The organism is Amycolatopsis sp. NPDC026612 (assembly GCF_040638285.1).
GTDB lineage: Bacteria > Actinomycetota > Actinomycetes > Mycobacteriales > Pseudonocardiaceae > Amycolatopsis.
Genome location: NZ_JBEZYB010000002.1, coordinates 22336 through 37617 on the forward strand (window position 1 = coordinate 22336; position 15282 = coordinate 37617).

The window sequence follows — 15282 nt, forward strand, 5'->3', positions numbered from 1 at the left end:
TTGGCCGGTCCGGGCGGTGAGTTGGCTGCTCCCGGCGGCGGCCAGTTCGTCCAGGCGGGTCGAGCGAGACGGCACGGCGGACGTCACGGGCAGAACCCGTGCCCAGCAGTGCTCTTGACTGCAAGCGAGTTAGGCACTATGCGTGGCCCCACCACCGGACGACTCTTATTTTATGTCGAGAATTAACAGGCCCTCCAAACAATCGAAACCCTTGACGGCCTCCCGGTCGCCCGGTGAGGATCGGCCGGTCCGCCGTTCATCGCAGAATGGACCTGTCCATGGCCAGTAGATCCCGCGCGTGGTCCCGTGCGCGCCGAAGTTCGCTCGTCACGCTGATGAGCCTGAGCCTGCTGGGCGGGATCGCCCAGGCGACGCCGGCCCAAGCCGAGCCGCCCCAGCCCGTGATCGGGCAGCCCGCCAAGGACAAGGACGGCTGCGCCAAGATCGAGAAGACCCTGCCGACCCTCGCGGACTGGCCGAAGGTCGACAGCAGGCTCAAGGGGAAGGCCGGCGACGAGCAGCGGATCGCCGAAATCCTCCAGGGCATGACCCTGGAAGAAAAAGTCGGGCAGATGACGCAGCCCGAGATCGCCTCCATCACCCCCGACGAGGTCCGCCAGTACGCCATCGGCTCCGTCCTCAACGGCGGCGGCTCGTGGCCCGGCGCGAACAAGCACGCCACCCAGCAGGACTGGCTGGCCCTCGCCGACTCCTACTGGAACGCGTCCAAGACGAGCCGCACGAAGATCCCCGTGATCTGGGGCATCGACGCCGTGCACGGCAACAACAACGTCTACGGCGCCACCGTCTTCCCGCACAACATCGGCCTCGGTGCAGCGCACGACCCGTGCCTGGTCCGCGACGTCGCCGGCGCCACCGCCCGGCAGATCCGTTCGACCGGCCAGGACTGGGCCTTCTCCCCGACGCTGGCCGTCGTCCAGGACGACCGCTGGGGCCGCACCTACGAAGGCTTCTCCGAGGACCCGCACATCACGCGCGCCTACGGCTTCGAGTCCATCAACGGCCTCCAGGACGGCGCCACCAAGCGCATCGGCTACAACGGCGTGATCGCCACCGCCAAGCACTTCATCGGCGACGGCGGCACGATCAACGGCCAGGACCAGGGCGTCAACCCCTCGTCCGAAGCGGACATGATCAACATCCACGGCCAGGGCTACTACGGCGCGCTCGCCGCCGGCGCCCAGACCGTGATGGTGTCGTTCAACAGCTGGACCAACGCCGACCTCGGCATCAACGAGGGCAAGCTGACCGGCAGCGACAAGGCGATGAACCAGATCCTCAAGGGCAAGATCGGCTTCGACGGCCTGCTCGTGTCCGACTGGAACGCCATCGGCCAGGTTCCCGGCTGCACCAACTCGTCCTGCCCGCAGGCGATCAACGCCGGCATCGACATGGTGATGGTGCCGAACGACTGGAAGGCGTTCATCACCAACACCGTCGCCCAGGTCAACAGCGGCGAGATCCCGATGGCGCGCATCGACGACGCCGTCACCCGCATCCTGCGCGTCAAGCTGCGTGACGGCCTGTTCGAGTCGCAGAAGCCGTCCGACCGCTCCTACGCCAACTCCGACGAGGCGCTGAAGGACAACTGGCTGGCCCGCGACGCCGTCCGCGAGTCGCAGACGCTGCTGAAGAACAACGGCAACGTGCTGCCGCTCAAGCCGGCGTCGAAGGTCCTGGTCGTCGGCAAGAGCGCCGACAACATCGCGAACCAGACCGGCGGCTGGACGCTGAGCTGGCAGGGCACCGGCAACACCAACGCCGACTTCCCGAACGCCACCTCGATCCTGACCGGCATCAAGCAGGACCTCGGCGACGCGAACGTCACCTTCGACGCCACCGGGACCGTCGACCCCAAGGGCTTCGACGCGGTCATCGCCGTCATCGGTGAGACGCCGTACGCCGAGGGCGTCGGCGACCTGACCCGCAAGTCGCTCGAGGCGTCGAAGCTCTACCCCGAGGACCTGGCCGTGCTGGACAAGGTCAGCGGCAAGGGCACCCCGGTCGTCACCGTGTACGTCGGCGGCCGCCCGCTGTACATGAACAAGGAGATCAACCGCTCCGACGCGTTCGTGGCGGCCTGGCTGCCCGGCACCGAGGGCGGCGGCGTCGCCGACATGCTGGTCAAGGGCAAGGACGGCACCGGCTACCAGGGCACGCTGTCGTACTCGTGGCCGAAGAGCGCGTGCCAGACGCCGCTCAACCCGTGGTCGCCGAACTACGACCCGCTGTTCAAGCTCGGCTACGGCCTCAAGTCCGGGCAGCGCGCCACGGTCGGCCCGCTGGACGAGACCACCGGGCCGGCGTCCTGCACCGCCACCGGCGGCGGCGGCACCGCGACCGACGACCTCACGCTGTTCGACCGCACCGACGTGGCCCCGTACACCAGCCAGATCGGCTCGGCGGAGAACTGGGGCGGCACCGTGATCGGCCCCGACGGCACGGCGGCGCACAGCGAGATCAACGTCGTCCCGGCGGACGTCAACGTGCAGGGCGACGGGCTGAAGACGACGTGGACCGGCGCGGGCGCGGCCCAGCTCTACATGCAGAACACGGCGGGCACGAACGACCTGCGCGGCTACCTGAACGCCGACGCGGCGCTGGAGTTCGACACGGTCGTGCAGCAGGCACCGGCCAACCGGACGGTGATCAGCATGCACTGCGTCTACCCGTGCTTCTCCGAGGTGAACGCGACCAAGCTGTTCACCGACCTGGCGGGCGGCGGGAAGACGACGGTGAAGATCCCGGTGTCCTGCTTCGACAACGGGCTGGACTTCGAGCACATCAACACCCCGTTCCTCGTCTACACCGACGGCACGTTCCAGGCTTCGTTCGCGAACGTGCGGTGGGTGCCGAAGGGGGCGAAGGATCCGGACGCGAGACCCTGTTCGAGCTTGACCTGACGGCGACCGGGCCGGGAGCGCACCTCGCTCCCGGCCCGGTTCGTTTCCGCGCCCCGAGGTGTGAAGATCCGGTCAGGATGACGTCGCGACGGTGTCAAGGCGCCTAACCTCGACCTCGTGTGCGCACGTGTACTGGTCGCCGAGGACGACGACAAGCAGGCCGAGGTCCTCCGGCTCTACCTCGAAAGCGAAGGCCACACCGTGGTGCTGGCCCCGGACGGGCGGGCGGCGCTCGACGAAGCCCGGCGCGAGCCGCCCGACCTGCTGGTCCTCGACGTGATGATGCCGAAGCTCGACGGCCTCGACGTCTGCCGGATCCTGCGGCTGGAGTCCGACGTCGCGGTGCTGATGCTCACCGCCCGCGCCACCGAGGACGACCTGCTCCTCGGCCTCGACCTCGGCGCCGACGACTACCTCACCAAGCCGTACAGCCCGCGCGAGCTGATGGCCCGGGTCCGGACGCTGCTGCGGCGGACCGCCTCCCGCCGTGAGCCACCCGACACGGCGTTGCGCGCGGGCCGGCTGCGGCTGGACCCGGTGCGGCACGAGGTGTCGGTCGGCGAGCGCCCGGTGGAGACGACCCCCGGCGAGTTCCAGCTGCTGGAGACGCTGATCCGGCAACCCGGCCGGGTGTTCACGCGCCGGCAGCTGCTGGAGCTGACCCGAGGCGACGACCGGTTCGTCAGCACCCGGATCATCGACGTCCATGTGCTCAACCTGCGCAAGAAGCTCGAACCGGACCCGCAGAAGCCCGTCTACCTGCGGACCGTGTTCGGCGTCGGGTACAAGCTGACGGCGGAAAATGACACGTAGCTTCCCCCGGCGGCGCAGTCTCGCCGTCCGGCTCACCGCCGTCTCGCTGCTGATCGCGCTGGGCTCGATCGCCGCCACCGCGTGGCTCGCCGTGCAGACCACCACCCGGGCGATCCAGCAGGAGCAGGGCCAGGCGCTCTCCGGCGACGCGACCATCTACACCGAGGTGCTCGGGTTCGCGGCGGCCAACCACACCTGGGACCAGGTCGGGCCGAAGCTGCGGTCGCTGTCGGAGCAGACCGGCCGCCGGATCGTGCTGACCACCCTCGACCGGCGGGTCCTCGGCGACTCCGGCGGCGCACCGGTCACCCTGCCGGTGAAGGCGACGGCGTCGGTCGACCCCCTGCACGTCGACCCGGTGCTGCTGCCCCAGGCCGGCACCAGCGGCATCGACCCGCGGGCGGCGGGCCCGTTCCGGCTGACGCCGAAGGAACGCGAGGACGTCGACGGCCTGGCCAAGAAGGCCGCCGTCTGCCTGGAGTCGATGGGCATCGCCGGCCAGGTGCGGGAGTCGGCCAGTGGGCGGCCGCAGCTGATCGGGGCCGACCCGCTCAGCCTGCGCTACTTCGCGGGCAAGTGCGGGCTCTACGCCCTGGCGGCGCCGACCCCGACCGAGCAGGCCGCGCTGAGCAGCCTCAACGCCGCCGTGAACCACTGCCTGGAGAGCCTGGGCGCGGACCAGGTGAAGCTGGACCTCGACCTCGAAGCGGTCGACGTCCCCGACCAGGCCCCCATCCGCGGCTGCATCGACTCCGCCCGCCGGGAGCAGCTCAACCCGTACGTCGCGCCGCCCGCGTTGCTGTTCACGCTGGGCCCGGGCGGGTCGCCGCTGCCGACGTTCACGCTGTCCCGGGAGAACCTGACCCGGATCCTCGCGGTGACCGGTGGGGTGCTGGTGCTGGCCGCCGCGCTGACCGTGCTGGTCGCGACGCGGCTTTCCCGCCCGCTGCGGGCGCTGACCGAGGCGGCGCAGCAGGACCGGCCGGCGCCGGTGAAGTCCCGCGACGAGGTCGGCTACCTCGCCGCCGCGTTCAACGACCTCACGGCGCGGCGGGAACGCATCGAGGAGCAGCGCAAGGCGATGGTCAGCGACATCGCCCACGAACTGCGCAACCCGCTCAACGTCATCCGCGGCCGGCTGGAAGCCGCCGAAGACGGGCACCTGCCGTTCGACCGGGCTCTGAGCGCGTCGCTGCTCGAAGAAGCCGCTCTGCTGCAGCACATCGTCGACGACCTGCAGGACCTCGCCGCGGCCGATGCCGGCCAGCTGCGCCTGCACCCCGAACCCCTCGACGCGGCGGACCTGGCCGGCCACGTCGCTGCCGCGCACGCCGACCGGGCGGCCACGGCCGGGGTCACGCTCGCCGTGGCCGCCACCGGCGACTGCACGCTGGCGGCCGACCCGGTGCGGCTGCGCCAGGTCGTCGGCAACCTGGTGACGAACGCGATCCGGCACACGCCGCCCGGGGGCCGGGTGACCATCCGCGTCTCGTCCACTGTGGACGAGGTGACGCTCGCCGTGGCGGACACCGGCACCGGCATCGCCGCCGAAGACCTGCCGCACGTGTTCGATCGGTTCTGGCGGGCCGAGAAGTCCCGCAACCGCCAGACCGGCGGCAGCGGGCTCGGCCTCGCCATCGTGCGCCACCTCGTACAGGCCCACGGCGGGACGGTGGTGGCGGAGTCCGAAGTGGACGCCGGCTCGACGTTCACCGTCCGGCTGCCCGTGGCCTACAGGGGCAGGCCGGCGTAGTTTTCGGCCAGCTCGGTCATCGCCGGGAGCGAACTCACCGTGCGGCGGAGCTGGGATAGCTGGAGCTGGGAGTCGAAGTCGTCGCCGTGGCGGTGCAGCATCGACGTCATCCACCACGAGAAGTGCGTGCAGCGCCAGACCCGCCGCAACGCCGTCTCCGAGTACGCGTCCACGAGCCGGTCGTCACCGCGGAACGACGCCGTCAACGCGGTCGCCAGCAGGGCGACGTCCGCCACCGCCAAGTTGAGCCCCTTCGCGCCGGTCGGGGGCACGATGTGCGCGGCATCCCCGGCCAGGTAAAGGTTCCCGTGTCGCATGGGCGTCGTCACGAAGCTCCGCATCGGGAGCACGCTCTTCTCCGTGATCGGCCCGGTCTCCAGCGTCCACCCCGGCACGCCGAGCCGGGACGACAGCGCCGTCCAGATCCGGTCGTCGCTCCACCGCGCGATGTCCTCGTCCGGCGCCACCTGCAGGTAGAACCGGCTCACCCGCGGCGAACGCATGCTGTGCATCGCGAACCCGTCCGGGTGCCACGCGTAGATCAGCTCGTCCGTCGACGGCGGGACGTCGGCCAGCACCCCCAGCCACGCGAACGGGTAAGCCCGCTCCCAGACCTGCGGGGCGGGCACCGCCGACCGGCTCGGCCCGTGGAACCCGTCGCAGCCCACGACGACGTCCGCCTCGATCCGCCGCGCGGTACCGTCAACGTCCACAAAGGTCACGGACGGCTTTCCGCTGACGTCGTGCAGGGTGACGCCGTCGGCCGAGTAGTACGCCGGACGGCCCGCCTTTTCCCGCGCGGCCATCAGGTCCTTCGTCACCTCGGTCTGCCCGTAGACCGTCACCGACCGGCCGATGAGCTCGGTGAAGTCGACGTGGTGCCGGTTCCCGGGCCATTGCAAGTGGATCCCGCGGTGCTCCATGCCCTCGACGTCGAGCCGGGCGCCGAGGCCGGCCTGCCGCAGGAGCTCCACCGTGCCCGCCTCGAGGATGCCGGCGCGGATGCGGGCCTGGACGTACTCCGCGGTCTGCCGTTCGACCAGCACCGAATCGATGCCTTCGAGCCCGAGCAGGTGGGACAGCAGCAGCCCGGCCGGGCCGGCGCCGACGATGACGACCTGGGTGCGCACGGGAACGTCCTTTCACGCGGAGAGCCCGAGCATGGAACGTCCCCCACCGCCGCCACTAGGGCATTCTCATTCAGTGAGAGGAATTCCCCATCGCCCGCGAAATCCCCCGCGCCGCCGCCCGCAACGCCGGGATCTGCGACCGCGCGTTCCGGTCGTTGGGCACGATCACCGACAGCGCCGCGACGACGTCGCCGTCCGGCCCCCGCAGCGGGACGGCGATGCCCGTGGTCTCTTCGTCGATGAAGCCCGCGCAGAACGCGTACCCGGTGCGCCGGACGTCGGCGAGGAACCGGCGCAGCCGCGCCGGTTCGGTCAGCGTCGTGCGGCGGAAGGCCCCGAGTGGACCGGCCAGCACCTGTTCCTGCAGGTCAGCGGGTGCGTGGGCGAGCAGCACCAGCCCGGACGACGACGCGTGCAGGGGCAGCCGCCCGGCCACGCGCGTCACGTTCAGCGTCGCGCCGGGCGCCGAAAGCCGCTCGACGAACAGCACTTCGCGGTCCTCCAGCACCGCGAGCTGGGTGTGGTGCCCGACGACGGCGTGCAGGTCCTCCATGAACGGCATCGCCGCTTCGCGCAGCCCGAGCGTGGGCGAAGCGCGGGACGCCAGTTCCCACAGCCGGACACCCACGCGGATCCGCCGGTCGGGATCCCGGCGCAGCCAGCCGTGCCCGACCAGCTCCTCGACGAGCCTCGACGCCGTGGCGACGTGCAGATCCGCCCGCCTCGCGATGTCGGTGACGCGCAACGCCGGCGTGTCCGGCCCGAAGGTCTCGAAGATGCGGACGACGCGCGAGAGCACCGACTCGCCCGGAGCCCGCTTCACGATGTCACCCGCACCATGTCAGGCAGTGTGCCCCACCCCCGGCGGCCGGGCCCACCGCCGACGGTCACGGCAGCGCGTTCAGGAACGGCTCGTGGCTGTTCTGGAACTCCCAGCCGTAGTACTTGTCCCAGTTGATCGACCAAGTCATCAGCCCGCGCAGACTCGGCGAAGTGCCCCCGCGCAGCGAGTACGAGCCGCAGCCACTGCCCTTGACAAGGCAGTTCACCGCCGTCTGGACGTCGGCGGGCGAGGTGTAGCCGTTGCCCGCGCTGACGGCGGCCGGCAGCCCGATCGCGATCTGGTCCGGGCGCAGGCCGGGGAAGAACTGCCCGGTGTTCGCCACGCTGAAGCCGGCCTTGAGCATGTCGGTCATGGCGATGGGGAACTCGGCACCGCCCATGGTGTGGTACTGGTTGTCGAGCCCCATGACCGGACCGGAGTTGTAGTCCTGGACGTGCAGCACGGTCAGCGAGTCCCGCAGGGCGTGGATCACCGGCAGGTAGGCGCCGGTCCGCGCGTCACCGGCCCCCGAGCCGCCGTAGAACTGGTAGCCGACCTGCACGAAGAACGTCTCCGGCGCCATGGTGAGCACGAACCCCGTGCCGTACTTGGCCTTGAGCGTCTTCAGCGCGGAGATCAGGTTGACGATCACCGGCGTGGTCGGGTTGCGGAAGTCGGTGTCACCGGCGTCGAGCGACAGCGAATGGCCCTCGAAGTCGACGTCGAGGCCGTTCAGGCCGTACTTGTCGATGATCGCCGAGACGGAGCCGACGAACTTGTCGCGGGCGGCGGCGGTGGTCAGCTGGACCTGGCCGTTCTGCCCGCCGATGGAGATCAGCACCTTCTTGCCCTGCGCCTGCTTCGCTTTGATCGCGGCGACGAAGTCCGCGTCGCTCTCGACGTTCGGGCACTCGGTCGCGGGGCACCGGGTGAAGCGGATGTCCCCGGACGTCACGGAGGCCGGTTCCCCGAAGGCGAGGTCGATGATGTCCCAGGCGGCGGGGACGTCGGCCATCCGGACGTAACCGGAGCCGTTCGCGAAGCTCGCGTGCAGATAGCCGACGAGGGCGTGCTTCGGCAGGCCGGTGTCGACGCAGCCGGTGGTGCTCGCGGTCGCGGCCGGGCTCTTCGCCGACTCGCCCGCCGAGTTGTAGGCGGCCACCGAGTAGCTGTGGGCCGAGCAGGCGGCCAGCCCGCCGACGGTGGCACTCGTGCCGGTGACGGTGGCGACGACGGTGTTGCCCTCGTAGACGCGGTACCCGGTGACGGTGCCGGCGCTCGCGCCCCAGCTCAGGGCGATGGAGTTCGTGGTGACGGTGCCGGCTTGCGGGGTGGCGGGAGCGCCGGGCGTGCCGGGGGTGCTGCCGCCGGGGCCGTCGAGGACGACGTCGTCGGCGTAGTAGGCACCGGTGCCGTACCAGCCGTGGAGGTAGAGCTGGGCGGAGGTCTGGTTGCCGGTGGTGAAGGTGAGTTGCAGCTGGTTGTAGGCGCTTCCGTTGCCGGACCACGTCGAGGCGCCGCCGGTGATGCCGAGGTAGACGGGGTTCCCGCGCACCCAGGCGGAGACGGTGTAGGTGGTGTTCGGTCGAACGGCGACGGTCTGTGCGCACTGGGCGTAGTCGGCCCCGGCGGGGGTGGCGGCGAGCGCGTGGCCGCCGGAGTGCACGGGGGCGCTGGTCACGGCGGCGCCGCTCCCGCAGGACCAGCCGGAGAGCGAGCCTGCCTCGAAGCCGGGGTTGGCGAGGAGGTTGGCCGCCTCGGCGGAGCCGGTCACCAGACCGGAGAGCGCCAGGACGAAGGCGGCGAGGGTTGCGGACAGTCGGGAACGCCTCATCGGGTCCTCCAGTCGGGGAGGATCTTATTGTCTGGACCAATGTGGGAATTGTCCAGACCAAAGGGTGGGGCCTGGCTTGCTCGGCGTCTCACCCGGCCGATCCCACCGCCACCTCAGCGCAGCACCCCGCGGCTCAACACTCGACCAGCAGCTTGGTCACCAGCCGCGTGCGGGCCGCGCGGGGGCGGTCGATCACCTGCACACTCCGCCACCCCGCCGGAACGCGGTCCGCGAGCAACTCCTCCCGCCACTTCCCCACCCGCCGGACGTGCCGCTTGAACGACCGCGGCCGCACCAGCCGTCCGCGGCTGCGCTGGCCCGCCAGAGCGTGCTCCGCCGGCACGTCGAGGAACAACAGCCGCACCGATCGTCCGCTCAGCATCCCGATCAGCGCGAGGAGGGCGCGAGTCGATGCGCGGGTCGACGGCTCGTGGACCACGATCGGCCCCTGCACGCCGATCGCGCGCCCGATGATCCGCAGCCGGTGCCACGCGTGCACCACCGGCCGGTAACACCGGTACGGCACCGACCGCGGGACCACCGCCCCGAGCCGCGCGCGCACCTGGTCGGAGTCCAGCACCGGCAGCCCGGCGGCGGCGTGGCGGAGCATGGTCGTCTTGCCCGCTCCGGGCAGTCCCGCCACGACGAGCAGGTCGCGCGGGCCGAGCTCGATGACAGTGGACTCGCTCATGCCCGGCCAACGTCCCGGCGAAGGTAATGGTTCCTTTACCTTCAGCTCACGGAACGTGATGGACGGCCACGTCCAGCCGACCCGTGCGGTGAAGACCACCCGGCCGGAGACGCGGTTGTCACCCGCCGTACCCCGACGCCTGAAAACCATGCGCCGCAAGGCATCCGACGTCCGGAACCCTTCGGGTGAAGATCACGCGAAGCCCTTCCCGACGTCCCGGAAATCCTTATCTTCTGAAAGGGACGCTCGGCTAGAACAGGGGAAACTCGTCATGACCCAGTCGCTGGAACTCCCAGTTCAGGAATTCTGTCTCGATTGGACACTCACGGGCGAGGAAGGCGCCCGGGTCGGGATCACCCTCTCCGGACAGGTGGCCCTGCTCGACAACAACCGGTTCTACAAAATCGACGGCGTCGTCTATGTCACCGAGGGTGACGCGGACATCCGCGCGGTCGGCAACCCCCGGATCTCCGTGCGCCGCAACGGCGTCGAGAAGACCGGGCGCCAGTGGGGCTGGGAGATGTGTTCGGCCCGCAAGACCCTCGGCGCACTGAACACGATGGAGGGCTACTTCGTCCGCACCGGCTACTGGGCGCCCGCCGACCGCGCCATCCAGCTGAGCCTGTGCGCCGAACTCGGGTGGAGCCGGCGCAAGAGCTACAGCCCGCACGTCACCGTCCGGATGGCCGACTGACCACTGTGGACGCCCGGCGCCGCGCCGCCGCGACGATCAGCCCGGCCGCGAGAGCGCCCGCGACCGCGCACCCGGCACCGAACCCCGGCGACGGCTCGTGCACGCGCAGCACCGACACGCACAGCCACACCGCGGCGCCGAACAGGATGCCCAGCACCGGGCCGCCGGCCGCCGCACCTCGCCAGCGGTGGCCGTTGCGGACCGTCCGCAGCCCCGATTCGAGGTAGGCGAGGGCGAACAACGCCAGGATGAGGCTGCCCGCACCCATGGCGCTGGCGAGCGGGTGCTGGCTGGTGAGCAGCGTGAACGCCTGCGCGGACGTGCCGGTTCGCACCTCGGCGGTGACGGCACCCCCGACGATCCACCGCGCGATCCCGGGCAGGGTGAGCTGCGCGGTGAAGCCGTTGCCGTCGGGCTTCGCTTCGGTCGACGCCGATCCGAGCGGAATCCCGGCGGCGGAGAGTTCGAGGGCGACCCGGCCGGGGTTTCCGGGCCCGGTGAGGGTCAGCGGCTTGCTGAGGTCCACCTCGACCGGCGCCGACACGGGAGCGCCTCCGAGGTCCAGCGTGGCCGAGGCTTCGTGCGGCAACCGCGCGGGGTTGAGCAGAGCGAGCACGACGAGCAGGATCGCGGCCGCCGCGGCGGCCAGCCGCAGCCACACCACGACGGCTTGGGAGGCACCGGAACCGTCCGCCGGGGAACCGGTCGCGCCGCCGGGCCACCCGGCACCCTCGCCGCCCGGCCCCGACCGCCCACGGGCCCATCCGGAACCAGCCCCATCCAGCCCGGCCGCACCACCGAGCGAACCCGGGCCGGCCACACCGGCGCCCGGCCCACCGGCCCACCCCGGGTCACCCACCTCGGCGGGTGACCCCACCAGCGTCGCTCCCGGCCGCGCCACCGGGCGCGTGCGGGCCTCCGCCGGTGAGGGCACCGTCGCCGAGTTGAGGCCCGCGATCATCCGGGGTGTCAGGTGCAGCACCGGGACCCCGGAACGCTCCAGCCACCCCGGCCCGTGCACCACCGTGGCCGCCGCGGCGAGATCCGCCGCGAACGACTCCGCCTCGCGGTACCGCGCGTCGAGTTCGCGGGCGAGGCTGCGCATCACCACGCCGGCGATCGGCGTCGGGACGCCCGCGATCGGCTGCGGGTCGGTGAACATGTGCTGGCGCATCATGCTGATCGCGCCGCGGGTGTTGTCGAACGGCAGGCGGCCGGACAGCAGCTCGTACAGCACCGTCCCCGCCGCGTACACGTCGGCCGCCGGGCTCAGTGCGTTGCCCATCGCCTGCTCCGGGGCGATGTACGCCGGGGTGCCCAGGATCTCGCCACCGTGCGTGACGAGCGTGGCGCCCTCGCTGATCACCCGTGCGATGCCGAAGTCGGCCACCTTCACCACGCCCTGCGTGCTGAACAGCAGGTTCCGCGGCTTGACGTCGAGGTGCAGCACGCCGGCCCGGTGCGCCGCGTGCAGCCCGGCGAGCATCGCCAGCCCGATGGCGCACGCCTGCTCGCCGCTGACGCCGCCGCCGTGGAACCGGCTGTGCACGGTTCCGCCGTCGAGCCGTTCCATCACCAGCAGGTGCTCGCGGCCGGTGCGGACGTAGTCGTACACCGGCACGATGTGCGGGTGGTCGAGGCTGGCGAGCACCCGCGCCTCGCGGTCGAAGAGCTCGCTGCTCGCCGCGTGGTTGAGCACGTCCCACGGCAGCTGCTTGATCGCGACGCTGCGGCCCAGCGTCCGGTGCACGCCGGCGAACACGACGCCCATGCCGCCTTCGCCGATCGACTCCCCGATGTCGTACTGCGGCAGGGCGGCGACCAGTTCGGCCGGTGCGCTCATCGGGTGAATTCCTGGGTCGACGGGACCGGGAGCTGCACCGTGGCGTCACTCTCGGTCACCGCGGGCGGCGCCGGGTGCGGGGTCAGGTAGCCGAGCAGGAACGCGATCGCCGCGGCGCCGAGCACCACCGGGATCTCGATCGCCGGCTCGGGCGGAACCAGCCGCAGCACCGACAGGCTGATCACCGCGACCAGGCCGGTGCCGAACCCGGCGGGCAGGAACCGCACGCCACGGCGCCAGCGGTTGGGCGCCAGCCGGTGCCGGGCCAGCGCGAGCAGCGCGGTCGCCCAGGCGAGGATCGTCAGCACGAGCATCGCCAGGCCGAAGACGCCGTAGACCGACCAGAAGGAGCCGCGGACGTCGGCGACCGTCGTCGCCTCGCCGAGCGTGGCGCGCCCGGCGTCGAGCAGCTCGACCGACGACGGCAGCAGCCCGGTCGCCTGGCCGGTCAGGTCGCCGAGGTCGAGCACGAACGTCCGGGACGCCGACCCGCGGGCCGGCACCTCGAAGGGCGCGGTCGTGTCGTAGGCGAAGAAGGTGAGCGCGAGGGCGACGCCCGAGAGCCGCACGCTGCGGACCTTCACCGGCGCGGTGCCGGGGTTGGTCGCCACGACCTGCAGCTCGACCTGGTTCGCCGGATCGATCGGGACCGTTGCGTCCTCGATCGGCCGCTGGTCGATCGACACCTGCAGCTGCAGCGAGCCGGATTCGGCGAAGGCGGGTGGCGCGCCCAGCAGCACCGCGCACAAACCCAACGCAACCCCCGCCGCGATGACACGTCCCATTGGGCATCCCCTACTTGCGTTATCCGACTGGTCCGGAATGCTACAGCGAGCACACCGGGGAGGGACGTCCCAATGCGATTCGTGGTTCGGCTGGTTTTCGGCGCCGTGGCCGGAACGTTGCTTCTGCTCGCCGGCGCGGGTACGGGCGACGCACAAGTTGCGCCGTCGGTTGGTTTGAAACCTTCGAGCGGACCGGCGGGCAGTTCGTTCACCATTTCCTGGAACGGTTTCCCGGCCTGCCGGGTCATCAATTTCTTGTGGGCCGGCACGGCGCTCGGTTCGAAGGTGGCCCCGGCCACCAGCGGGCAGTTCGCCACCGCGGTGCCCGCCTCCGCGACGCCGGGCTCCTACGCCGTGACCGCGACCTGCACGAGCCAGCGGCAGACCGCGAGTGGCACCTTCGTCGTCACCGGGGTCACCACCACCACCACCACGCCCCCGCCACCGGTGACGACCACCCCGCCCCCGCCGGCGACCACCCCGCGGGCCAAGCCGAGCCCCACCAAGACCCCGGCGCCCACGACGACGCCCACCACCACCCCGTCGCCGCCGACCACGACCACGCCACCCGCGACGACCCCGCCCGCCACCCCCACGACGTCGAGCACCCCGCCGAAGCCCGGCGAACTGGTGCTCGACCGGCCGAGCATCAAGCCCGGTGAGTCGCTCTCCGCGTCCGGGACGGGGTGCCGGCCGGGCCGGATGGTGACGCTGACGTCGGACGGCGCCGAGGTCGGTTCCGCCTACACCGACAGCTCCGGCGCCTTCACCGCGCCGGTCGAGTTCACCCGCATCGAGGCCGGCCCGCACACCGTGGTCGCCGAGTGCGGGGTGCGCCTGACCGGGGACGTCGACCAGGTCGTGACCCGGTCGTCCGGCGGGCAGTCCGGCACGCTGGTCATCCTCGTGTTCTTCGTCCTCGCGAGTGTCACGGTGCTCCGCTTCCGGTGATCCCCGGTTGACATGCACCCGCGCGGCTGCCTATCGTCAAAAGGCAGCCAGTCGGCTGCATGTCATCCCGGGAAGGCGCGATGGACGAGGTCTTCAAGGCACTGGCCGACCCCAGCCGCCGCCTCCTGCTGGACTTGCTCAACGAGCGCAACGGCCGGACCCTGCGCGAACTGTGCGCGGGACTGGACGTGGCACGCCAGTCGGTGAGCAAGCACCTGGCCGTGCTCGAGACGGCCGGACTGGTCACGACCACCCGGCGCGGCCGGGAAAAGCTGCACTACCTCGACGCCGCGCCGATCACCGCGATCGCCGAGCGCTGGATGACCCGCTACGACCGGCAGCGGGCCGGCGCGCTGGCCGGCCTGAAACAAGCATTGGAGTCCGCACCGATGAACGATTTCGCGTACACCACCTACATCAACACGACACCGGAAAAACTCTGGCAAGCGCTTACCGACCCGGCCTTCACGCGCCAGTACTGGGGCGTGACCTTCGAGACCGATTGGAAAAAGGGTTCGCCGATGGCGTGGTCCGAAGGCGGGACGACAACCCGCGACCCCGAACAGGTCGTCCTCGAATCGGAACCTTGCCGACGGCTCTCCTACACGTGGCACACTTTCACCGCGGAGTGGGCGAAAGCCAACGGCGTCGACGAAGAGACATTCCAGAAATTGACGCGCGAAAGCCGCTCCCGCGTCACGTTCACCCTCGAGCCCCACGGGGAAATGGTGAAACTGACCGTCCTCCACGACGGTTTCGACCCCGGCAGCACGGCACTGGAGATGTGCGGTCAGGGCTGGCCCGCGCTGCTGTCCAGCCTGAAGACGCTGCTGGAGACCGGTGTCCCCCTTCCGTGAGGCCCGGCCAACCGGTCAAATCCCCCGAATACGACAGATCTGACACAGAGATACGTCGGAATCCTCCCCGTTTCGTGGGCGCCCGGCTGAAGTCCGGATGAATTTCGTTCACTCGACGCCGTCCGATGCGGTTTTCCGGGCGATAGGCTCGCATAATCCGTGATCGATGATGGTCCGATCGAGT

At 70.9% G+C, this 15282-nt stretch carries 12 protein-coding genes; 6 read left to right on the plus strand and 6 right to left on the minus strand.

Translation table 11 applies throughout. The features are described 5' to 3' along the window. Positions 1-335 precede the first annotated feature (335 nt). From AB0F15_RS02355 to AB0F15_RS02365, 3 genes are all read left to right on the plus strand, one after another. Positions 336-2924, plus strand: a complete 2589-nt coding sequence (locus AB0F15_RS02355) for an exo 1,3/1,4-beta-D-glucan glucohydrolase (protein ID WP_360264734.1) — start codon at positions 336-338, stop codon at positions 2922-2924. Positions 2925-3041: 117 nt separating this feature from the next. Next, positions 3042-3737, plus strand: a complete 696-nt coding sequence (locus AB0F15_RS02360) for a response regulator transcription factor (protein WP_360263922.1) — start codon at positions 3042-3044, stop codon at positions 3735-3737. Continuing rightward, positions 3727-5490: a HAMP domain-containing sensor histidine kinase gene (locus AB0F15_RS02365; RefSeq protein WP_360263925.1), complete on the plus strand. Its 1764-nt coding sequence runs from the start codon at positions 3727-3729 to the stop codon at positions 5488-5490. The genes AB0F15_RS02360 and AB0F15_RS02365 overlap by 11 nt, the downstream gene beginning before the upstream one ends. On the opposite strand, the gene AB0F15_RS02370 is transcribed toward AB0F15_RS02365, so the two are convergent. The 4 genes from AB0F15_RS02370 to AB0F15_RS02385 all read right to left on the minus strand — a co-directional run bounded on the left by AB0F15_RS02370 (position 5469) and on the right by AB0F15_RS02385 (position 9968). Continuing rightward, a complete protein-coding gene (locus tag AB0F15_RS02370) occupies positions 5469-6620 on the minus strand; it encodes a 4-hydroxybenzoate 3-monooxygenase (protein ID WP_360263928.1) in 1152 nt (383 codons plus the stop codon). The two genes, AB0F15_RS02365 and AB0F15_RS02370, sit on opposite strands and share 22 nt — an antisense overlap. 70 nt (positions 6621-6690) lie before the next feature. Continuing rightward, complete coding sequence (locus AB0F15_RS02375) at positions 6691-7443, minus strand: IclR family transcriptional regulator (protein ID WP_360263931.1); 753 nt, start codon at positions 7441-7443, stop codon at positions 6691-6693. A 64-nt stretch (positions 7444-7507) separates the two neighbouring features. Further along, complete coding sequence (locus AB0F15_RS02380; RefSeq protein WP_360263933.1) at positions 7508-9277, minus strand: glycoside hydrolase family 18 protein; 1770 nt, start codon at positions 9275-9277, stop codon at positions 7508-7510. Between the two features lie 133 nt (positions 9278-9410). Continuing rightward, on the minus strand, positions 9411-9968 hold the full coding sequence (locus tag AB0F15_RS02385) for an AAA family ATPase (RefSeq protein WP_360263936.1): 558 nt from the start codon (positions 9966-9968) through the stop codon (positions 9411-9413). A 271-nt stretch (positions 9969-10239) separates the two neighbouring features. On the opposite strand from AB0F15_RS02385, the gene AB0F15_RS02390 reads away from it, so the two are divergent. After that, complete coding sequence (locus AB0F15_RS02390) at positions 10240-10662, plus strand: hypothetical protein (RefSeq protein ID WP_360263938.1); 423 nt, start codon at positions 10240-10242, stop codon at positions 10660-10662. On the opposite strand, the gene AB0F15_RS02395 is transcribed toward AB0F15_RS02390, so the two are convergent. Further along, positions 10640-12505 carry a serine/threonine-protein kinase gene (locus AB0F15_RS02395; RefSeq protein ID WP_360263941.1) on the minus strand — a complete coding sequence of 622 codons (1866 nt, stop codon included), beginning with the start codon at positions 12503-12505 and terminating at the stop codon, positions 10640-10642. The genes AB0F15_RS02390 and AB0F15_RS02395 overlap by 23 nt on opposite strands. Further along, complete coding sequence (locus AB0F15_RS02400; RefSeq protein WP_360263943.1) at positions 12502-13290, minus strand: hypothetical protein; 789 nt, start codon at positions 13288-13290, stop codon at positions 12502-12504. The genes AB0F15_RS02395 and AB0F15_RS02400 overlap by 4 nt, the downstream gene beginning before the upstream one ends. A gap of 285 nt (positions 13291-13575) precedes the next feature. On the opposite strand from AB0F15_RS02400, the gene AB0F15_RS02405 reads away from it, so the two are divergent. After that, positions 13576-14241: a hypothetical protein gene (locus AB0F15_RS02405; RefSeq protein ID WP_360263946.1), complete on the plus strand. Its 666-nt coding sequence runs from the start codon at positions 13576-13578 to the stop codon at positions 14239-14241. A gap of 80 nt (positions 14242-14321) precedes the next feature. After that, a complete protein-coding gene (locus tag AB0F15_RS02410; RefSeq protein WP_360264737.1) occupies positions 14322-15098 on the plus strand; it encodes a metalloregulator ArsR/SmtB family transcription factor in 777 nt (258 codons plus the stop codon). Positions 15099-15282 lie beyond the last annotated feature (184 nt).